At 55.3% G+C, this 20,264-nt stretch carries 16 protein-coding genes and 1 pseudogene; 12 read left to right on the top strand and 5 right to left on the bottom strand.

All coding sequences use genetic code 11. From position 1 onward, the window contains the following. The first annotated feature begins 550 nt into the window (after window positions 1-550). Together clpS and clpA are read left to right on the top strand one after the other, a co-directional pair. A complete protein-coding gene (clpS, locus tag CAI21_RS12480; protein WP_116302656.1) occupies window positions 551-871 on the top strand; it encodes an ATP-dependent Clp protease adapter ClpS in 321 nt (106 codons plus the stop codon). Between the two features lie 108 nt (window positions 872-979). Beyond that, window positions 980-3,238: an ATP-dependent Clp protease ATP-binding subunit ClpA gene (gene clpA, locus CAI21_RS12475; RefSeq protein ID WP_116302596.1), complete on the top strand. Its 2,259-nt coding sequence runs from the start codon at window positions 980-982 to the stop codon at window positions 3,236-3,238. 455 nt (window positions 3,239-3,693) lie between these two features. Here the strand turns inward: clpA and infA are convergent, their stop codons facing one another. The 3 genes and pseudogenes from infA to aat form a co-directional block, all read right to left on the bottom strand. After that, window positions 3,694-3,912, bottom strand: coding sequence for a translation initiation factor IF-1 (gene infA, locus CAI21_RS12470; RefSeq protein WP_116302595.1), 219 nt, complete (start codon window positions 3,910-3,912; stop codon window positions 3,694-3,696). A gap of 146 nt (window positions 3,913-4,058) precedes the next feature. Further along, on the bottom strand, window positions 4,059-4,778 hold the full coding sequence (locus tag CAI21_RS12465) for an arginyltransferase (RefSeq protein WP_116302594.1): 720 nt from the start codon (window positions 4,776-4,778) through the stop codon (window positions 4,059-4,061). A gap of 11 nt (window positions 4,779-4,789) precedes the next feature. Next, a pseudogene (gene aat / locus CAI21_RS12460) lies at window positions 4,790-5,523 on the bottom strand (leucyl/phenylalanyl-tRNA--protein transferase). Window positions 5,524-5,882: 359 nt separating this feature from the next. Between aat and ald the strand changes: the two are divergent. The 5 genes from ald (at window position 5,883) to CAI21_RS12435 (ending at window position 12,903) form a co-directional block, all read left to right on the top strand. Then, window positions 5,883-6,971 carry an alanine dehydrogenase gene (gene ald, locus CAI21_RS12455; RefSeq protein ID WP_116302593.1) on the top strand — a complete coding sequence of 363 codons (1,089 nt, stop codon included), beginning with the start codon at window positions 5,883-5,885 and terminating at the stop codon, window positions 6,969-6,971. A gap of 351 nt (window positions 6,972-7,322) precedes the next feature. Further along, a complete protein-coding gene (locus CAI21_RS12450; RefSeq protein ID WP_116302592.1) occupies window positions 7,323-9,644 on the top strand; it encodes a DNA translocase FtsK in 2,322 nt (773 codons plus the stop codon). Between the two features lie 52 nt (window positions 9,645-9,696). Next, entirely contained in the window at window positions 9,697-10,314 is a 618-nt protein-coding gene (gene lolA, locus CAI21_RS12445; RefSeq protein ID WP_116302591.1) for an outer membrane lipoprotein periplasmic chaperone LolA, read from the top strand. 385 nt (window positions 10,315-10,699) lie between these two features. After that, window positions 10,700-11,974 (top strand): serine--tRNA ligase, encoded by a 1,275-nt coding sequence (serS, locus tag CAI21_RS12440; RefSeq protein WP_116302590.1) that lies wholly within the window; start codon window positions 10,700-10,702, stop codon window positions 11,972-11,974. A 368-nt stretch (window positions 11,975-12,342) separates the two neighbouring features. After that, window positions 12,343-12,903 (top strand): hypothetical protein, encoded by a 561-nt coding sequence (locus tag CAI21_RS12435; RefSeq protein ID WP_116302589.1) that lies wholly within the window; start codon window positions 12,343-12,345, stop codon window positions 12,901-12,903. 481 nt (window positions 12,904-13,384) lie between these two features. On the opposite strand, the gene cysB is transcribed toward CAI21_RS12435, so the two are convergent. Then, the gene (gene cysB / locus CAI21_RS12430) at window positions 13,385-14,365 is read right to left on the bottom strand and encodes an HTH-type transcriptional regulator CysB (protein ID WP_116302588.1); all 981 of its coding nucleotides are present in this window, start codon (window positions 14,363-14,365) and stop codon (window positions 13,385-13,387) included. A 361-nt stretch (window positions 14,366-14,726) separates the two neighbouring features. Here cysB and cysG point away from each other — a divergent pair, with 361 nt between their 5' ends. Further along, window positions 14,727-16,133 carry a siroheme synthase CysG gene (gene cysG / locus CAI21_RS12425; protein WP_220348141.1) on the top strand — a complete coding sequence of 469 codons (1,407 nt, stop codon included), beginning with the start codon at window positions 14,727-14,729 and terminating at the stop codon, window positions 16,131-16,133. A gap of 215 nt (window positions 16,134-16,348) precedes the next feature. Here cysG and CAI21_RS12420 read toward each other — a convergent pair whose 3' ends face one another. After that, entirely contained in the window at window positions 16,349-17,020 is a 672-nt protein-coding gene (locus CAI21_RS12420) for a Bax inhibitor-1/YccA family protein (protein ID WP_116302587.1), read from the bottom strand. A 282-nt stretch (window positions 17,021-17,302) separates the two neighbouring features. On the opposite strand from CAI21_RS12420, the gene CAI21_RS12415 reads away from it, so the two are divergent. The 4 genes from CAI21_RS12415 to CAI21_RS12400 all read left to right on the top strand — a co-directional run bounded on the left by CAI21_RS12415 (window position 17,303) and on the right by CAI21_RS12400 (window position 20,238). After that, window positions 17,303-17,827, top strand: coding sequence for a PRC-barrel domain-containing protein (locus CAI21_RS12415; RefSeq protein ID WP_116302586.1), 525 nt, complete (start codon window positions 17,303-17,305; stop codon window positions 17,825-17,827). A 170-nt stretch (window positions 17,828-17,997) separates the two neighbouring features. After that, window positions 17,998-18,924: a 5'-nucleotidase gene (locus CAI21_RS12410; protein WP_116302585.1), complete on the top strand. Its 927-nt coding sequence runs from the start codon at window positions 17,998-18,000 to the stop codon at window positions 18,922-18,924. Between the two features lie 156 nt (window positions 18,925-19,080). Next, complete coding sequence (gene thrH / locus CAI21_RS12405) at window positions 19,081-19,686, top strand: bifunctional phosphoserine phosphatase/homoserine phosphotransferase ThrH (protein ID WP_116302584.1); 606 nt, start codon at window positions 19,081-19,083, stop codon at window positions 19,684-19,686. Window positions 19,687-19,716: 30 nt separating this feature from the next. Continuing rightward, window positions 19,717-20,238, top strand: coding sequence for a metallophosphoesterase family protein (locus CAI21_RS12400; RefSeq protein ID WP_116302583.1), 522 nt, complete (start codon window positions 19,717-19,719; stop codon window positions 20,236-20,238). Window positions 20,239-20,264: the final 26 nt, after the last annotated feature.

Below are 20,264 nucleotides of genomic sequence, written 5' to 3'. Positions count from 1 at the left end.
CTTTGCCTCGATTGGTGCTCGGGCAGCGTCCACGCGCTGCAACGGGGAGTGGCCGTTGCTGCTGCATCTTCTAGTATTGCTTAACGGAAGCTTTGCGGTCTCTTGGCGATATAGCGAAGGGTTTCGGTTGACGGCATGGTCGTCGTTTAGACTGTAGTCAGTTGTAATGGCCGACTGCCTTTCGCTTTACTGGTTCGGCGGATTTGGGCACACCCAAAAGGAGTGCCAGTTCTGGCCCCTACCAGGGGCGACGGCCATTGCCGGTAGGACACGTCTAGCCAGGAGCCGGGGCGGTCCTCTAAACCGACAGACTAAAAGGCGATCGGCTACTAGTGCTAGTGCAGTTCGCTCACAACGGCGACTGTCCTTATAATGTTTGCAGTAATAAGCCTGCGATTTGCATTAGCCCATGGGGTGAAATGCCCTGTTTGGCATGCAAGGAGTCGCAAGCGGATTAGTGGCGTACGCTAGGGATTGGTCCGATTGGCTCGTTGCTGGCGGTCTTTTAAAATGGAGCGGGTGCACTCAATACAATGGGTGTGAGGATACTATGACGGATCCGAGCAAACACGATTACGATGAGGGCTTGTCGGTCGAAGAGGCAAAGCCCAGACTAAAGCAGCCTCCGTTGTATCGGGTTGTGTTGCTTAACGACGATTACACGCCGATGGAGTTCGTCGTCGAGGTGCTTGAGCGGTTCTTTTCCATGAGTCGTAGCAAAGCGACTCAGGTTATGCTGCATGTACACACGCGGGGGAAGGGTGTCTGTGGTGTCTTTAGCCGGGACGTGGCTGAAACCAAAGTGGCCCAGGTCAATGACTTCTCAAGGCAGCATCAACATCCCTTGCTGTGTACTATGGAGGAGGCGTGAGAGCACCGGGGCGTGAATGCGGGAACTCCGATTGTGAGAACCAGTCCAAGCTTTGACCGCCGCGGCCTAAGACAGGAACGTGTCGCGTGACAACTGAGGTGATGGCGCATGTTGAGTAAAGAGTTGGAGTTCACGCTAAATTTAGCCTTTAAAGAGGCGAGAGAGAAGCGGCATGAGTTTCTCACGGTCGAACACCTCCTGCTGGCTCTGACCGATAACCCGGCGGCTGTCACCGTGTTGCGCGCTTGTGGCGCGGATCTTGACCAGTTAAGGCGAGATTTGGAATCGTTCTTAGATGAGACGACACCGCTCTTGCCAGCGAACGATACCCGCGAAACCCAACCGACTTTAGGGTTTCAGCGGGTCTTACAAAGAGCCATTCTGCATGTTCAGTCAGCGGGTAAAAACGAGGTAACAGGGGCGAATGTTCTGGTCGCGATTTTTAGCGAGCAGGAATCTCAGGCTGTTTACTTTCTGCACAAACAAAATATCTCCCGGCTGGACGTCGTTAATTACATCTCTCATGGGATATCGAGCGTATCCGGCGAGGAGCAGGGCAGTAGCATGGGATCGTCCGAGGAAGAGGTAGTGCAGGAGTCTGGTGCCAAGAGCCCCCTCGAGAGCTTTGCCACCAACCTCAATGAGCGGGCTCAGGAGGGTTTGATCGATCCACTCATCGGTCGCCGACACGAAATCGAGCGTACGGTTCAGGTGCTGTGCCGGCGGCGTAAGAACAATCCGCTTTTCGTGGGCGAAGCAGGTGTCGGTAAGACGGCGATTGCCGAGGGTTTGGCAAAAATGATTGTCGACGGGCAGGTGCCCGAAGTCCTCAAGGAAAGCACGATTTATTCGCTGGATCTCGGCGCCCTGGTCGCAGGCACCAAGTACCGCGGCGACTTCGAAAAGCGGCTCAAGAGCCTGTTGCAGCAATTGAAGAAAGATAAAGGGGCAATTCTCTTTATCGACGAAATTCATACCATCATCGGTGCGGGTTCGGCTTCAGGCGGCGTTATGGACGCCTCGAATCTCATCAAGCCTATGCTCGCGAGCGGCGAACTCAAATGCATCGGGTCGACCACCTACCAAGAATATCGTGGGATTTTTGAGAAGGATCGTGCTCTGGCAAGGCGCTTCCAGAAAATCGATGTGGGAGAGCCGAGTGTCGATGAGACGGTGCAAATTCTCAAAGGGCTGAAATCGCGCTTTGAAGCGCATCATGGGGTGCGCTATACGGAGCCCGCCCTGGTAGCGGCGGCGGAATTATCCGCTAAACATATTAATGATCGGCGTCTTCCCGATAAAGCGATCGACGTAATTGACGAGGCAGGGGCGCGCATACAATTAGCGCCCAAGGGTAAGCGGCGAAAAACGGTGGGTGTTGGCGATGTGGAGAGTATTGTCGCTCACATCGCGCGGATTCCGCCCAAGCGGGTTTCTTCCGAAGATATGCAGGTTCTCGAAGGGCTCGAACGCGAGTTGAAGAGAGCTATTTACGGTCAAGATGCGGCCATTGAGACCTTGGCGGCGACAATCAAGATGTCTCGCGCGGGCCTGGGCGCGCAGACACGTCCGGTTGGCTCCTTTCTCTTCTCGGGACCAACGGGGGTCGGCAAGACCGAGGTGACGCGCCAGCTTGCCGAAGTGCTTGGGATTCACCTGATCCGATTCGATATGTCGGAGTACATGGAGCGGCATACCGTCTCCCGTTTGATTGGTGCGCCACCCGGTTACGTCGGTTTTGACCAAGGGGGGTTGCTGACCGAAGAGGTTATCAAGCACCCGCACTCTGTGGTTCTGCTTGATGAAATCGAGAAAGCGCATCCGGATGTCTTCAACCTGCTGTTGCAGGTCATGGATCATGGAACCTTGACCGATAACAACGGGCGGCAGGCGGATTTCCGGAATACCATCTTGATTATGACGACAAATGCGGGTGCCGAGCAGATGAGTAGAGCATCGATCGGGTTTGCACCGCAGGATCATAGCTCGGATGGGCAGGAGGCTATTCGTCGCCAGTTTAGTCCGGAGTTCCGCAACCGGCTCGATGCTATCATCCCGTTCAATCCGTTGAGCACAGAGGTTGTTCAGCGCGTTGTTGACAAGTTCCTCAACGAGTTGAGCATACAGCTGAAAGAGAAACGCGTTACTTTGGATGTCGACCCCGAGGCACGGATCTGGCTTGCTGAGAAGGGCTATGATCCTAAGATGGGGGCGCGGCCGATGGTTAGGGTTATTCAGGAGCATATTAAAAAGCCGCTTGCCGAGCAGCTCTTGTTTGGCGAGTTGTCTCAAGGTGGCCATGTGCGGATAACGCACGAAGACGATAGGTTAAGCTTAGAGATAGAGCAGGAAGAGGCTGTGCACTAAGGCGAGTGCTTGTCCTTGTAATAGGCTGCCGAGCGCGATAGTCGCTCGGCAGCGCGTCTTGCGTTTTGAATGCCTGGGCAGGAGGAACGCTGCCAGAGGCGATAAGGCCCTTCCGAGCAGCCGTATTAGGCATCTCTTTTCTTGAGTGGGTGAGTGTTTATGCTTCTAGTAGGGCAGAGTTAGTTGGCGCGGCAGGCACAGTCGTAAAACGTCGCGCGAACAATAGCTTTGGGAAGCGAGGAGGGCGCCTTTTCCGCGTTCTGCGGTTAGCGCCTCCGGTCCCTGCTGTACCCATCTCGCGTTTTTTAGTTATGCGAAGCGGCCTGACGGCAGCTTCAACAGGGCTGCCCCGAGCGGCGGTGGCACATAGATGCGAAGTGGCCGACGCTGAAACCTTCCGATACGGGTCGCGTCGGTTACGCAACAGCCACGACGCCCTGCCTAGAGCGTTTTAATTAACGGGCGCGGTACGTGATACGACCTTTGCTTAAGTCGTAGGGCGTTAACTCGACTGTAACCGTATCGCCCGTCAGAATGCGGATATAGTGCTTACGCATTTTGCCGGAAATATGGGCCGTTACGATATGCCCGTTTTCCAGCTCGACGCGGAACATCGTGTTTGGCAGGGTTTCAACGATCTTACCCTGCATTTTGATAGAGTCTTCCTTCGCCATTCAACCTCTCTCTCATCACTATGAATGAACAGGCTCTCTTAGGAGAGCGGGGATTCTAACGTATTCAAGGCATTATGGGCAGTGTTTATGAAAAAACTGCTATCCGCCGCCGAGACGGGGCGAGCGGCCTAACGATCGGTTGAGCATTAGTCTACCCGTAACCAGCGGCCGTTGACGTGTATGTCATGTGGGCGGAAGTCGCTCTTATACCGCATCTTGTCGGATTCCGCTATCCAATAACCAAGATAAACGTAGCGGCGGCGGGTGCGTTTAGCCTCTTCGATAAGCCAAAGTATGGCGAGGTTACCAAGGCCTCTGCCAACCTCGGCGGGGTCGTAGAAGGTGTAAACGGCGGAAAGGCTGTTGGGTAAACAGTCGACAACCGCCACCGCGAGTAGTCTGCCCTGGTCCCGGAATTCGTAAAAGACGGTATCGGACCAATCGGCGGTGAGAAATTCCAGGTATTGCTGCGGGTCTAGGCCGTCCATTTCGCTGCCGCCGTGACGCGTATCGATATAACGTTGGTACAGGGCGAAGTGCTCGTCACGAAATTCGGCCGCGACACCATGTACTGTAACCTGCGCATTCCTCTTTATGCAGCGGCGATGTCGCCGGCTCTGGGAGAAAGCATCTACCGGAATTCGTAACGACTGACACGCCTGGCAAGCCGGACAGTTAGGCCGATAGACGTATTCGCCGCTACGGCGAAAGCCTTGCTTCATGAGCGCGTCGTAGGTAGCCGCATTAATGGATTCGCGCGGATCGAGAAACAGAGTTCGAGCAGTTCTTTCCGGTAAATAGGCGCAGCTGTGCTGGCCTGTGGCATAGACGGAAAGCTGCCGGTAGTGGCCGTTAGGTTTGTCCATATTGCGCTGCGCTATGCCTCCTCGGTCGGCTGCGGCAGCGGTGAAAAACCGGGGTCGAATTGCCAAGGCGAAGGCTGACCGGGCTCCGCCACCGCGACCTTTAAACGGGCGATAAACTCATCCCTCGATACCTCTTCGGCACCTAAGCTGAATAGGTGTGTAGAGGATACTTGGCAATCGATAAGGGCGTAATCCCAGGCGGACAACTGCCTTGTTAACCACAGTAGTGCGATTTTCGATGCGTCGCGTTGGCGGCTAAACATCGATTCCCCGAAGAACGCTTTACCTAAGCCAACGCCGTACAGCCCCCCGCTAACTCGTCGCCGTCCCATACCTCAACCGAGTGAGCGACTCCTTTCCGGTGAAGTTGAGTGTACGCAGCTATCACGTCGTCGCTGATCCAAGTTCCCGGTTGGCCGGGTCTGGGGGCGGCGCAGGCGGTAATAGTATGTTCAAAAGCTTGATCGAACGTCACCCTAAAGCCAGCGTTTTGTGCTCGCTTACGAAGGCTGCGGGTAACCCGTAGTCGCTCCGGAAAAAGCACCATTCTCGGGTCGGGAGACCACCACAGGACGGGCTGCCCTTCCGAGTACCACGGAAAAATGCCGCGCAGATAGGCCTGCTCCAGGCGCTCCGCCGAGAGGTCGCCGCCTACGGCAAGCAGCCCATTTGGCTCCTCCAGGGCCTGCCTGACATCAGGGAAGCTATCTGGGTCTTGTTCGTTCAGCCAATGAAGGCGACGCATGTTAAAGTGTACCGACTCCTACATTGATTGCGTGCTTTCCACGCTCGCCAATAGTGCCGCAGGATTCCTAGTGTACCGTTGATAATAACAAGTCTGCCCTACGATCCCATATAGTTTTCTTAAGCCTCATTGGGGAAGCTGCAACCGGAGGCATAACATGGGCGCCAGGAAAGCGTCCTCAGAGCCGGCTGCGACATGGTTTTATAAGGGTGTGCAGCGGGCACTCGGCGATACGCCGTCGATCTTCGATCAGAGGATCGCCTAACCCATGTATACTGAGCACAGAAACGGTTCTTTTATTAGCTTTGCGTTGGTCGCCATCAATCGGCGACAAGTAGTCGCGGAAAGCGGAGATAGCTATGCGAATAGCGGTGCCGAAAGAGCGCAAACCTCACGAAGGCCGGGTGGCGTTAACGCCCGAGCTGTGCCGGCAACTGATCAATGAGGGAGCGAACGTCGTACTCGAGGTTGGGGCCGGGCAGAGTAGCGGTTATCCGGATCAGTCCTACGCGGACGCCGGCGCGCGTCTGGAACGGAATGCCGAAGCCTTATGGCGGGAAGCGGATCTCGTGCTTAAAGTGAAAGAACCGTTAGCGGACGAAGTCGCTCGATTGCAATCCGGTCAGGTTCTATTCTGCTATCTGCACTTAGCTGCCGCCCCTTGGTTGGCGGAAGCGCTGTGCCGTAGCGGGGCGACGGCGGTAGCATTTGAAACGGTTACGGCCGAACATGGCGATAGTCTACCGTTGCTGGCACCGATGAGTGCTATTGCGGGGCGCTTAGCCGCGCAAGTCGGGGCGACGCTTCTACATAGCCCGCAAGGAGGCCGCGGCGTTCTACTGGGAGGCATACCCGGGGTGACGCGAGGGCGGGTCGTTGTGCTTGGGGCAGGTCATGCAGGATGGCATGCGTCTCATACGTTAGCCGGGCTAGGCGCCGAGGTGGTCGCTTTCGATTTGAAACCGGAGCGGCTTGATGTTGTCCAAGCTATAGGGCCTAACGTTACAGGCCTGTATGCGCATTCGGCAGCGATCGAGGCGGCCGTTAAAGAGGCCGATTTGGTGATCGGTGCAGTACTGGTTCCCGGCGGCAGAGCGCCGATAGTGGTTTCGGAAGCATGCGTTAAGACGATGTTGCCGGGAGCTGTCATTTGCGATATTGCGGTCGATCAAGGCGGTTGTATAGCGACTACCCGGGCTACCGACTATGAGCAACCCACTTATCGGGTTCATGACGTCGTACATTTTGCGGTAACCAACATGCCGGGGGCTGTCGCCAGGACGGCTTCTCAAGCGCTGGCATCGCGGTTGGCGCCATACTTACTACGGCTGCTTGAGCCAGAGTGGGAAAATGATTCCGGTTTGGCGAGTGGAATTAATGTCAAAGCTGGCAGGTTAGTTCACCCCGCGGTGGCTGCTGCGGTTGCAGATGCTAAGAAAAGGGGATAACTTCCAGCACTTACGCGCTATAACTAAGGAAGTACGGAAAGGCGCGGAGCTCATGCCCGCCGAGGGAAGCGTTGAAAGGTACCCGCACCGCTATAAGCGAAGGGGCGGAAAACACAATGTGCGTGTGCCGACGGCGTTTAGTCTAGCCTCTGGCATGTCAGGCGCGTACCTGCGGATAAGGAATATTGTTCGTCTTCTTACAGGTGTTGAGCTTGAATGGAACGGTTAAGTCTTTCGTGTAATGTGCTGACGTCGTTATCGAAAGCGCGTTTGACCGAATACCGTGTATGTTCCTGCCAGCATGTCTAACCGGTTCTGTACATCAGGCAATTTTAACTGTGAAAGGTTGTTGTGGATAAGACGGATGCCCGAAAGAGCTTACCGTCCCCGTTAGGACATCATGTCAGCAGGGGATTGCGTGAGGCTGCGTTATTTTTATTATTGGCGCTAGCGGCCTTCTTGATGGTTGCTTTGGTGACCTATAGCCCGACGGATCCTGGTTGGAGTTATAGTTCGTCCGGCGATCGGATTGACAATGCAGGAGGGGTCGCCGGCGCCTATTTTGCCGATCTGAGCCTGTACCTGTTCGGTTACCTCGCGTATTTATTTCCGGTAATGCTTGCCTATGCCGCTTGGCAGGCGTTTCGTTGGCAGCGTACGGAGCAACGGGCCATCCATTGGGGCGTTATCGCGTTGCGTGGCGTCGGCTTCTTGCTGACCGTGCTCTCAGGGGCCGCGCTGGCGACATTACATTTCGACGCAGTTCAGGGGACGGTCCCCTTAACCAGCGGGGGAATTTTAGGGGATCTCGTTGGAGAGGCCCTGCACTCGGCGTTCAATTTCCTTGGTGCGACCTTATTCTCGTTAGCCGCTTTTCTCGCCGGCGTAACCTTATTTACCGGTTTGTCCTGGGTCACGTTGATGGATGTAACGGGGCGACTCGCGATCATGCTAAGCAGTTTAATGGCTGCTCAGTTGCGCCGGCTTCGCGAGTACTGGCTTGGGCGCCAAGCGCGCAAAGCCCGAACCGAAAAGCGCGAGAAGCACGAACGGAAAGTTAAGGATCGCAAACCGCCGAAGATCGAAGCGTCGGCGCCGAAAGTTAAAGTCAGCAAGAGAGCTGCCAAAGAACAGCAAATGCCCTTGTTCGAAGGCCCTACCTCTGACGGCAGGCCGCCGGCAAGCCTACTGAATCCGGCTCCGGAACAACGCGTGGGATACTCCAAGGAAGCCCTGGAGGCGATGTCGCGCCAGGTTGAGTTGAAACTGGCCGATTTTGGGGTCGAGGTTGAAGTGGTCGAGGTGCACCCTGGGCCTGTTATCACCCGTTTCGAACTGCAACCTGCGGCAGGCGTTAAGGTTAGTCAGATAAGTAATCTGGCGAAGGATCTAGCGCGCGCCTTATCGGTGATCGCGGTTCGGGTGGTCGAGGTTATTCCCGGCAAATCGACCATCGGCTTAGAAATTCCGAACGAAGAGCGTCAGCTCATCGCGCTGAGCGAGATTATCCGTTCGCGCGAATACGAGCGTTCGAGCAGCCCATTAACAATGGCGTTAGGTAAAGATATTGCCGGTCTTTCCGTGGTGGCGGATCTCGCGAAAATGCCGCATTTGCTGGTTGCCGGGACGACGGGCTCCGGTAAGTCGGTCGGTGTTAACGCAATGATTCTGAGCTTGCTCTACAAGAACACGCCGGAATCGGCACGCTTGATCATGATCGATCCGAAGATGCTGGAGTTGTCGGTTTACGATGGCATTCCGCATTTGCTTGCGCCCGTTGTTACCGACATGAAAGAGGCGGCCAACGCCTTACGTTGGTGCGTGGCGGAGATGGAGCGTCGTTATCGTCTGATGGCCTCGCTAGGGGTGCGTAATATCAGCGGTTACAACAAAAAAGTTCGTGACGCGGCGGAGCGGGGGGAGCCGATATCCGATCCGTTGTTCAAGCCAGACGAAAGTGCTCTCAGCGATGAGCCACAGGAGATACCGAAGCTAGAGCCGCTCCCCTATATCGTTGTGGTGGTTGACGAGTTCGCCGACATGATGATGGTGGTAGGCAAGAAGGTTGAGGAACTCATCGCCCGATTGGCGCAGAAGGCTCGGGCGGCCGGCGTTCATCTGATTTTGGCGACGCAACGGCCGTCGGTCGATGTGATTACGGGTTTGATTAAAGCGAACATTCCGTCCCGTATTGCGTTCCAAGTATCTTCCAAGGTTGATTCCAGAACGATTCTGGACCAGATGGGAGCAGAGAATCTGCTTGGGCATGGCGATATGCTTTATCTCGCACCGGGAACCGGGTTGCCGCAACGTGTACATGGCGCTTTTGTTGCCGATAACGAGGTCCATCAAGTCGTCGAGTATTTAAAGACCTACGGCGAGCCCGAATACATCGACGAGATTTTGAACGAACCGGTCGATGCGCCGCCTATACCGGGCTTAAGTGCTGGTAATGGTGGCGGCGACGGCGAGGGCGACCCTTTATACGATCAAGCAGTGCGGGTCGTAACGGAAACGCGTCGAGCTTCGGTTTCCGGCGTTCAGCGCAGGCTTAAGGTTGGATACAACCGCGCAGCGCGCTTGGTAGAAGAGATGGAGGCCGCGGGTGTAGTCGGGCCGTTACAGCCCAATGGGTCGCGCGAAGTGTTGGCGCCGCCGCCGCCCAAAGACTAAGAGGCACTAGTCCGCAGTAAGCGAGTGAGGGAATAATGGCAAAGCGATTCCTATGGTTTTTTTAGTTTGCATCTGGCTAAGCGCGGCGAATGCCGAGCAGAGCGGACTTGAGGCCCTTCAGCAGTATTATGAGTCGGTAGAAACCCTTAGAGGGGAGTTTGTCCAGGCGACTTTCGACGAAGATGGCCGATTGCTCGAGCAGACGTCCGGCGAGCTGGTTCTGCAGCGACCTAACCGCTTTCGCTGGTCTTACGACGAACCCTTCGAGCAAGAAATCGTTGCCGATGGCCGGCGGCTTTGGGTCTACGATATCGACCTTGAGCAAGTAACGGTGCGGCCGCTAGATGAAGTCCTGGGTTATGGTCCTGCATTGCTCCTGAGCGGCGATTTCGAGGGTCTTGAATCGGCTTTCCAAATTGAGGAAGAAGGCGGCGGTTGGTTGAGCCTGGTGCCTAAGGAGTCGGACTGGGAGTTTCAATCTATTAGGATGCAAGTACTTGACGGCGTACCTCGGATTATCGAGGTGGATACCGGGCTTGGTCAAGTGACGCGGCTTGAGCTGGACGAGCTGGAGCTTAACCCTCGCGTTCCCGCGGGGCGTTTCCGGTTTGACCCGCCGGAAGGTGTCGACATTGTGGCACCCGACGGCATGGATCTGTCTGGCCGTTGACCTGTGCTAACCTGGGCACCACTTATTTTTCCTGTTAAGGACCGTTACAATGCGAGGTTTGCAGGACACTTCCGATAGCGACACGCGTGCTAATTGAGCTGCCTGCTTACGTCGGGCAGCGGGCGGGGCCGCAACAGCGAGCTCAAGGCCCGGTGAACATGGCACGTACTCGGTCGTTTTAGCGGGCTCAATAAGGTGCCGCAGCACTGACGGGCGCTTATATCGGCGAGTGTCCGTCGGTTTTAGTCGCACGCAGATATTCGTTTGCGATTATTTCCGTTTCTTCAACTTGCTAAGCGCGCGACAGCATGTCCCAAAACGCTCTTTGCTCTCGGAGCGCGTGTTTTGCTTGTTCGGCGCGTTGAAATAAGGCGATAGATACCGAATGTTGGATTCAAAACAATTAAGAAGTCAGTTGGACGATGTGGCAGCTGCGTTAGCGCGCCGCGGATTTCAGCTCGACGTTCAGCGCTACCGCGAAATCGAAGCGCAGCGAAAATCGCTGCAGGTTCGTACGCAGGAATTGCAAAACGAACGCAACCAACGTTCCAAATCGATCGGTCAAGCCAAGGCGCGGGGGGAAGATATCCAGCCGTTGCTCGAAGCGGTGGGAGACCTCACTCAGCAATTGAAAGACGCGGAACACGAGCTGAGTGCGCTGCAAGACGAGTTAGAAGCCATTCATCTTAGTATCCCTAATTTGCCCCATGAAAGCGTTCCGGACGGCGAGAGCGAAGACGATAACGTTGAAATCCGACGTTGGGGCGACCCCCCGCAGTTTGAGTTTAAACCGCTGGATCATGTTGAGCTGGGAGCGCTCAATGGCAACATGGATTTCGAAACGGCGTCGAAGATAACGACCTCCCGGTTTGTAGTGCTGAAGGGGCCGATCGCGCGTCTGCAGAGGGCACTTATCCAGTTTATGCTCGACCTCCATACTCGCGAGCATGGCTACGAGGAGGTTTATGTTCCGTATATCGTGAACGCAGAGAGTTTACAAGGCACGGGGCAGCTGCCGAAGTTTGAAGCGGACTTGTTCGGGCTGACAGGCGATACGCCGTTATACCTCATTCCCACCGCTGAAGTGCCGGTTACTAATCTGGCGAGAGGGGAGATTCTCAGCGCTGAGCAGGTTCCGGCGCGCTATGTCGCCCATACGCCGTGCTTTCGTTCGGAGGCGGGCAGTTATGGCAAAGATACCCGAGGAATGATCCGTCAGCATCAGTTTGAAAAGGTCGAATTGGTGCAGATGGTGCGCGGCGAGGCTTCTTACGAAGCCCTGGAGACACTGACAGGGCATGCTGAGGAAGTGCTCAAGCGCCTAGGGCTGCCTTATCGCGTCGTCGCGTTATGTGCGGGCGATATGGGCTTCTCGGCGGCTAAGACGTATGATTTGGAAGTCTGGTTACCTGCTCAGCAGAAGTATCGGGAGATTTCCTCGTGTAGCAACTTCGTCGATTTCCAAGCCCGCCGGATGCAAGCGCGGTGGCGAAATCCTGAAACCGGTAAGCCCGAATTGCTGCACACGTTAAACGGTTCGGGCTTGGCTGTCGGTCGCTGCCTTGTCGCTATCCTTGAGAATTATCAGGAAGCTGATGGGCGGGTCCGAATTCCCGAGGCGCTACAAGCTTATATGGGAGGCGCGGAGTACTTGGTCTGAGTATTCCTATAGCGTAGAAACCGCCCCAGCGGAAATTATTCTTCGGACGCATTCGTTCAAACGCGCCGGCAGCCAGCACCAATGGCTGCCGGCGTTTTCTCTTCTGTTAAGCGGGAAAGGCGCGCCTCGTTTCACCGGTGCTGCGCGTTTTGCTGAGTGCTTCGTAGGAAAAATCCTATTGCGTCAGAAAAAACACCTAGAGGGGTCTCGGAGGAATCTCATTTACCCGCAGAGGGTAGCAGATTATTGTTATGTCCACGGGGAGGCGACTGCCAAGGAGTGGCTGGAGACTCGGACAGGAGCTGTCTATCGCCTCGCTGACGATAAAGGAAGGATCCTTTACCCCTTAAGGCGCTTACGGAGGTCATATGGAACAGACACAGTCCACGCCAAATCTTATGAGTTCATTCGCCGAAGCCGCACGAACGGCTTGGCAGCCTTGGATAGCGGCTTCGACAGAAAGCAGCGACTCCAATGTCCTGAAACAGATCGACGATAGCTTTCAAGATAACTTGAAGGCTGGCGAACGGCTTGTAAACGACCTGCTTCAAGCTCAAGCCGAATGGCTCAAGCAAGGCCGTCAATTGACCCAGCAGGGCTCGGGCTCCATCCAGCCAATGAATGAATGGGCGGAAACGAGCTTTAAGTTAATGGACGACATGCTCGAAATGCGCCGGCAAATGTGGTCCCGCTGGTTTGAGCAGGCACGCAGTATGGATTTGGGCATATTAGCTAATCGCGACAATACGGAGAGCAATCCGATGTCCGCTTGGTTCGATATGTGCCGGCAGATGATGGAACGGCAAATGGATGTATGGCAGGGCATGTCTCAAAGCGTGCAAGCGCAAGCCGGCGATCAGAGTGCGAAGGATAGCGAAAGTGACGGCAGTAAACGGGTAGCTCGCGTTAACGCGAAGAAGAGTGCCTAGTAAGCCCGGATTTTGCAGGCAAAGGATGGCCTGTCAGAAGGGGCAAAGGAATCGCCCCTTGCATGGAAGCAGAACGGTAAGGATGCCGTAAAAGCAGTTTGACACTCCGTCACACTTTAGCCTTTAGAATAAGTACCTAAGACTAAAAGAAGAACGCGTTTGCCGAACACCGTATACGTCAGCGCCGTTACTCTTGGTACGCATTCGGATAGCAGCCGGTGTGTGCCGGCTTTCATCATTTGAAGGCTAAAGTGTGATGGAGTGTCGGTACAAGGAGAAACTGATAAGAACAGAGATAGGGATTGTCTCCAGTTCCTGACAGCCTGCTAGCGTGCCGTTTTTATCGTGGTTAGGCCGCGTTTTAAGCGGTGTTTCCCGCACCCTCGCGGCGCTATATTGGCCAGGCTCTTGCCCGGTTTTAGCATGGATGCTTGGCTGGGCGGGCTTAGCGAGGGTGGCAACAGCAAGGCCGTCTTTGGCCTTACTTAGTGCCGATGTCCGGGTCGAGCTCGGCAAAGAGCTTGACCCGTTCTTCTTTGCTTCTCAGCTGTGAGGCCCGCTCAACAATATCGGGCGTTAGGTGGGGGGCGAACAGCTGAATAAAATCATACATATAACGCCTCAAATGGGTGCCACGCCGAAACCCAATATTGGTAATGCTCGACTCGAACAAATGGCTTGCATCGAGCGCCTCTAGTTCAGTGTCCCGCTCTCGATTGTAGGCCATGCTAGCGAGTATCCCGATACCGAGCCCTAAGGAAACATAGGTCTTAATGACCTCAGAATCCGTTGCGGTGAGAACGACTTCGGGTGTCAGGCCGACCTTTTCGAACGCCTGATCCAGCTTTGAGCGCCCCGTAAACCCGAAAACGTATGTAATCAAAGGGTAGCTGGCAACTTTCTCTAGCGTCAGCGGCGGATTGCTCAATAGAGGGTGCCCTTTCGGTACCACAACGCACCGGTTCCACCGATAGCACGGCATCATGACAAGATCTTCGAATAACTCGATCGCCTCGGTGGCTATAGCAAAATCAACCTTGCCCCGAGCTGCTAGCTCGGCGATCTGCATGGGCGTGCCTTGATGTATATGCAAGCTGACCAAGGGATAGCGCTCGCGGAACTGGCGCACCACTTCCGGTAAGGCGTGTCGAGCCTGGGTATGGGTTGTCGCTATCGATAAACTGCCGCGGCTGTCGTCGTCGTAATCCTCTGCAATGGATCGTATGTTCCTTACCTGAGCGAGTATTTGTTCCGCTTCAGCGATGATCTCTTTGCCGGCGGGAGTTATATGGCTGAGGTGTTTTCCGCTGCGCGCAAAAATCTGCACGCCGAGCTCTTCTTCAAGCAAACGGATTTGTTTACTAACACCCGGCTGCGAGGTGTATAACGCTTCTGCAGCCGCAGATACATTGAGTCCGCGCCTGGCGACCTCGCAGATGTAACGGAGCTGGTTGAGTTTCATAGCGCTACCTACCTATAACTATCTGCTATATACCTAAAACATGTCATTCCTTTTGTAAATATGGGCATCACTCTATAGTGCATCGCTCACGGAGTAAAAGGATCGAATTTGCTCGCTGTTTTGCCGTTTACAGGCCATGCGTGGAAGATATGCATCGAACGGTTGGAGCCATGACGCTAAACCCATTTGGTTTGGTGCGGCTTGTATCAAGCCAGGAGCGCCAAGGAAATGCTGAGCGTCTTCTGCGCTTTCGCGATATCTTGCTATATAGCCTTTATCGGCACAGGCACGCGGAGCGTTCATTAAAGCCGGGGAACGATCAGAGTTTTGCCGATATTTCGCAAGGGGAGGGAGGTGCGCCGTGGCGCAAGAGTATGTCTGTGGCCTGCGTTTCGAGGGCGAGCGCTGTCTAGTTATTGGCAGTGGTCAGGTTGCGCTGGAAGAGTTAAAGCGTTTAACGGCGCTGGGTGCCACAGTGGCGTGGTGGCCGGCAAGCGCCGATGCGGAACCAGAGCTTGAGGAGAGCGTGGAGTATCTCGACGGGCCACTCCGTCATAGTTGGTTTGCCGAGTGCCGCTTAGCCGTTGTCGATGCACGCAACCAAGACATCAACCGCCAAGCGCTTGGGGCGGCTAAGGCTTGTGGAGTTCCAGCGCATTGTCCGGATTACCCGCTTGAGAGTAGTTTGCAATTACCCGTTAGACAAACGCGGGCAGGCGTAGACTTTGCGCTGTTCGGCTCCGATCCGGCGCCTTTGAAGCGCTTCCTTTTAGCCGAGGTGTTGCGTGGCGTTTCCAGTCGTTGGGAGCGGATAAGGGATTGGTGTCAGCATCACGACGATCTCCTACACCAACACCTGGACGATGCGGCGAGCCGTTCACGGTTTTGGGAGCAGGCATTGGCAGGTCCTTTGGGCAGTGCGATCGCCATAGGGGCAAATCGCCGAGCCGAAGAGTTATTCGAAGGCGAACTGCAGGCGCTCAAGGACAGAGCCGGCCAACGGGCAACCGGGGAGGTGTACCTGATCGGTGCAGGGCCCGGAGACCCCGATTTGCTGACGTTGCGGGCATTACGCTTGCTACAGCAAGCCGATGTCGTGCTGTATGACCGTTTAGTAGCACCGGCGATCATGGAGCTTTGCTCCGAACACGCCGAGAGAATCTACGTCGGTAAGCGGCGAGCGGAGCATGCGGTACCGCAAGAGTCGTTGAACGCAATGTTGGTGAGCCTGGCGAAAAAAGGGAAGCGAGTAGCACGGCTTAAGGGCGGCGACCCATTCATATTCGGCCGCGGCGGGGAGGAGATCGAGACGCTGATGGAAGAAGGCGTATTGTTTCAAGTCGTGCCTGGAATCACCGCGGCGAGCGGTTGTGCCGCTTATGCGGGAATCCCGTTGACGCACCGCGACTACGCGCAATCCTGCACCTTTGTGACCGGGCATCGTAAGCATGGGCGCCTAGACTTGGATTTTGCTCGGCTTGTTCGACCGGAGCAAACGGTGGTGATCTATATGGGGCTGCAGGGCTTGGCGGAATTAGCCGAAGGCCTGATGGCGCACGGCTTGAAGGCTACAATGCCTGCAGCGCTGATTCAGCAAGGCACCACGGAAAACCAGCGGGTAATCACCGCGCCGATCAGCCAACTGCCTCAAGTTGCAGCGGCCTCGGGTTTGAGGGCGCCGACGTTGGTGATCGTCGGTGAGGTGGTGAGCCTTCACGACAAGTTAGCCTGGTTCGAGGGCAACGGAGAGGGGGCTTTTTGGGGGTAAAAGAGGTTCGCCGCGCTAAGTGAGCCGAAGGCCGAAGACCAGGGAGGGTTTGAGCCAAAAGGAACTCGCTCAGGAGGGCGCAGCAGAACGCTATGCATCGCTATAAGCAATAACGGCTAGGCATAGGTTCTATAGGCAAATTCCTGCCCCCACCAAAAAAACGCCCCGCAGATGCGGGGCGTTCCTGTTTCTACACCTAATTGGCGCGCTGCTAGTTAGTCTTCGCCGAAGAAGGCCATCAGCAGGTGCAACAAGCTGGTGAACAGGTTGTAAATGGCGACATACAGCGTGATGGTCGCCATGATGTAGTTGGTTTCGCCGCCGTTGACCATTTCGCTGGTCTGGTAAAGGATCAGGCCGCACATTAGCAGCATGAACATCGCGCTAACGGCTAAGGCCAACCCCGGCATGGAGAAGAAGTAAGCCGCCAAAGCAGCGATGAAAGCTACCAGGATGCCCGCGAACAGGAAGCCGCGCATGAAGCTGAAGTCTTTGCGCGTGCTCAGCGCATAACCCGACAGGCCGAGGAAGATTACCCCGGTACCGCCAAGCGCCATCATGACCAGCTGCGAGCCGTTGGCCAACGCCTGAATGTACAGGTTAAGGATAGGACCGAGCGTAAAACCCATGAAGCCGGTTAGAGCGAATACCCCCGCCAGACCCCAGATGCTGTTGCGTAGAGCATTCGTTAGGAATAACAACCCAAAGTAACCGCCGAGCACAATGAATATATTCAGCGGCGGGATGTTTGCTGTCATCGCGAACGCGGCCATCGCCGCGCTAAACAGCAAGGTTATCGAGAGTAAGGTGTAAGTGTTGCGGATCAGTTTATTAGTCGCTAACGTTTGTTCGCGGCTAATACTGGCCACACGCATTTGTTCAGCCATGGGCAGCCTGCCTCCTTGGACTTGAATATTGTGTAGACGGTCTACTGGTTAACTTAGGTTCGTAACCAAGCTTATCACAGAGTTTAAAGCATCCCGCATTGTACTTCAGTCATAAAATCATGCGCTAGATCCCATTAACGGTTAGTCTTTGGTCCGCCGCTCTTTTGACTGCCAAATACTAATATAGCTCCATGCTTGTCTTACCGCGCCCCTAGCCGCAACTCCTAGATGATCGCCGGGGAGCGTGCCTGTTTCCCAGGCTATGTAAGGAGGTGTTGAAGAATGTGCAACGTGTGGGAGCGGATGGGAGTCAGTAAGGTTGGATTGTTACCGGCCATCGTGTTTATCGGCTTACTGCTGTTACCTTTTGGCGTACAAAGCGAGCAGGAGCAAGCGGACGTAGAACAAGAAGCGGATGAAGATACCGCGTTATTTGACGACGAACATCAGCTCGAACCGGGAGCGGAACTCTCCGAGATGACGGTAGGGGCCTTGCATGGTGCCGAAGTCGTGAATACCCAGGGCGAGGTCATCGGTACGGTAAGAGATCTAGCCGTTAGTCGCAGCGATGAACATTTGCACGCCATTGTGGACGTTGGCGGCTGGTTGGGCATCGGAGGAACGCAGCTTGCGGTGCCGGTCGAAGAGTTGGAAATACGCGGCGAAGATCAAGTTGCTTATTTGACCAATGCAGGGCAGGAAGAAATCGAAGAGCAAGCCGAAGACTACGATGAAGATCAATTCGTCTCGCTAGGCGAGGAGGATATGCGCCTCAGCGTCTATATGAAAGGGGAACGGCGCGGTTGATAAGCGGATGCCTTCGGGAGGAGTGCGCTTTCACCCGGAGGCTTTACCAACTTCCCGGTGACTGCCCCAGTCGCTAAATTCAGCTTCGGTAGGCATTGTTTGCTTGGTCGGCGTCATCGACTATGGCAGGATAGCCTTTTCTTGTTTATTGAAAGCGGTTTCTAACTTCTATGCCAACAAGCCTTGAGAATCAACTGGTTGTGGCAATTTCTTCGCGCGCGCTATTTGATATGAGCGAGAGCCATCGGATCTTCGTTGAGGAAGGCGTCGATGCATACTGTCGCTATCAAATCGAGAACGAGGACGAAGTGCTAGAGCCCGGCGTCGCCTTCGGCTTGGTCAAAAAGCTGCTAGCGCTGAACAAAAGCCGCGAGCGTACGCGAGTCGAAGTCATTTTGTTGTCGCGCAATAGTGCCGATACCGGCTTACGTGTGTTTAACTCCATCGAACATTACCAATTGGACGTTACACGAGCCGCGTTCACCAATGGCGAGAGCCCTTACCGTTACGTTCCCGCTTTTGGCGCCCATCTGTTTTTGTCCTCCGATCCCGACGATGTGGTGCAAGCGTTGAATCGGGGCTATGCGGCGGCAACTATTCTGCCCGGAGGGGCTGCTATGCAGGAGGCGGGCGCAGCCCCCGAGCAGCTGCGTATTGCTTTCGATGGCGATGCGGTCTTGTTCGCCGATGAGGCGGAGAGAGTGTTTCGTAGCCAAGGGCTTGACGGGTTCTCCGTTAGCGAACGAGAACAAGCGAAACAGCCTTTGCCTGGCGGACCGTTCAAAGGGTTCCTGGCCGCTCTGCACGCTATTCAGGCAGAAGAATCGGCAGAGCATTGCCCGATACGAACAGCGCTGGTTACTGCCCGTGGCGCGCCGGCGCACGAGCGGGTGATTCGTACCCTGCGCAGTTGGGAGATTAGAATCGATGAGGCTTTGTTCCTTGGAGGGCTGCCGAAATCCGAGTTTCTAGCTGCTTTCGGGGCCGATATCTTTTTCGATGATCAGCAAGGCCACTGTGAATTGGCGCGACATCACGTGGCAACCGGTCATGTGCCGCATGGCGTAGCGAATGAGAATGTGATTTCTCAAGCATAAGCCAGAGGTGCTTGCTAGTTTTGGCGCACTGCGCCTTGCGTGCAGGGCGGAAAAGGGCTACCTTGTGCGCCGTTTTAGGCCCGGCAGCGACAGCTTCTCGTCGTTACCTTACAAACGGCCGCAAGAAATCGACACGCCGATAATCAGGAGTATCCGGTGGAAATCGTATGCCTCGACCTGGAAGGGGTTTTGGTTCCGGAGATTTGGGTCAACTTTGCTGAGCTTACCGGTATCGACGAATTACGGGCAACCACCCGGGACGTACCGGATTACGACGAGCTGATGCAGTTTCGGTTGCGTATCCTCGACGAGCACGGACTAGGCATCAATGATATTGAAAAAGTTATTGATGACCTGCGGCCGCTTGAGGGGGCGCAGACGTTTCTTGCCGACTTGCGTCAGCGCTATCAGCTGGTCATCTTGTCCGATACTTTCTATGAGTTTGCTAAGCCCCTGATGCGCCAGCTCGATTGGCCAACGCTCTTCTGCCATCGTTTGGAGGTGGGAGAGAAAGGCCGGATCGTCGACTATAAGCTGCGGATGCAGGATCATAAGCGTAAGGCGGTAGAAGCGTTCCGTAGTCTCAATTTCCAAACCGTCGCAGCCGGCGATTCGTACAACGATACGGCCATGCTCGGCGAGGCGGACACGGGAATATTGTTCTGTCCGCCGCAGAATGTGATCGACGAGTTTCCACAATTTCCTGTTACCCGTAGTTACGACGAACTGCGCTCAGCGATCGATAATGCGTTCGCGAAGTAGATCGTTGGTTACGCAGAACCGGTTATTCTTATGCGAGTCGCGATAGTTTCCGATACCCACGGCTTTCTTGACCCGCGCATTGCAGATGTTGTTAGTTCTTGCGATGTCGCGGTTCACGCAGGGGATATCGGCGGAGCCGATGTTTTACTGGCTCTGCAGCCACGGGAGCAGGTGGTGGCGGTTAAAGGCAATAACGATGTTGCCGAGAAGTGGGCCGCACCTGAAGTGCATGTGCTCGATACACTGCCGCGGGAAGCGATTTTAGATCTGCCGGGCGGAGAGCTAGTTGTGATCCACGGCGATGATGCCGGCAGTGTTGCCGAGCGTCACCAGTGCTTGCGGGAACGTTACCCGACGGCTCGGGCGATTGCCTATGGCCATAGTCATCAACTCCTGGTCGACGACGATGAGACGCCATGGGTGTTGAATCCCGGCGCTGCAGGGCGAACCCGCACCTACGGGGGGCCTTCCTGCCTATTGCTCGATTGCACGGTTTCTGACTGGAAAATCGAAGAGTTTCGGTTGCCGCCCCGCAAGTATCGGGCATTGTAACGGAGCGGAGAGGTTTACTCTCGTGC

The sequence above is a fragment of the Alkalilimnicola ehrlichii genome (assembly GCF_003399765.1).
Lineage (GTDB): Bacteria > Pseudomonadota > Gammaproteobacteria > Nitrococcales > AK92 > AK92.
The sequence above is the reverse complement of the archived record's forward strand: the minus strand, read 5'-3'. Positions and strand labels throughout refer to the sequence as shown.

What these genes read in the sequence shown, in the direction of transcription:
- clpS (WP_116302656.1), top strand. Translation starts at nt 551, where the DNA reads ATGACGGATCCGAGCAAACACGATTACGATGAGGGCTTGTCGGTCGAA.
- clpA (WP_116302596.1), top strand. Translation starts at nt 980, where the DNA reads ATGTTGAGTAAAGAGTTGGAGTTCACGCTAAATTTAGCCTTTAAAGAG.
- infA (WP_116302595.1), bottom strand. Translation starts at nt 3,912, where the DNA reads ATGGCGAAGGAAGACTCTATCAAAATGCAGGGTAAGATCGTTGAAACC.
- CAI21_RS12465 (WP_116302594.1), bottom strand. Translation starts at nt 4,778, where the DNA reads ATGGACAAACCTAACGGCCACTACCGGCAGCTTTCCGTCTATGCCACA.
- ald (WP_116302593.1), top strand. Translation starts at nt 5,883, where the DNA reads ATGCGAATAGCGGTGCCGAAAGAGCGCAAACCTCACGAAGGCCGGGTG.
- lolA (WP_116302591.1), top strand. Translation starts at nt 9,697, where the DNA reads ATGGTTTTTTTAGTTTGCATCTGGCTAAGCGCGGCGAATGCCGAGCAG.
- serS (WP_116302590.1), top strand. Translation starts at nt 10,700, where the DNA reads ATGTTGGATTCAAAACAATTAAGAAGTCAGTTGGACGATGTGGCAGCT.
- CAI21_RS12435 (WP_116302589.1), top strand. Translation starts at nt 12,343, where the DNA reads ATGGAACAGACACAGTCCACGCCAAATCTTATGAGTTCATTCGCCGAA.
- cysB (WP_116302588.1), bottom strand. Translation starts at nt 14,365, where the DNA reads ATGAAACTCAACCAGCTCCGTTACATCTGCGAGGTCGCCAGGCGCGGA.
- CAI21_RS12420 (WP_116302587.1), bottom strand. Translation starts at nt 17,020, where the DNA reads ATGGCTGAACAAATGCGTGTGGCCAGTATTAGCCGCGAACAAACGTTA.
- CAI21_RS12415 (WP_116302586.1), top strand. Translation starts at nt 17,303, where the DNA reads ATGTGCAACGTGTGGGAGCGGATGGGAGTCAGTAAGGTTGGATTGTTA.
- CAI21_RS12410 (WP_116302585.1), top strand. Translation starts at nt 17,998, where the DNA reads ATGCCAACAAGCCTTGAGAATCAACTGGTTGTGGCAATTTCTTCGCGC.
- CAI21_RS12400 (WP_116302583.1), top strand. Translation starts at nt 19,717, where the DNA reads ATGCGAGTCGCGATAGTTTCCGATACCCACGGCTTTCTTGACCCGCGC.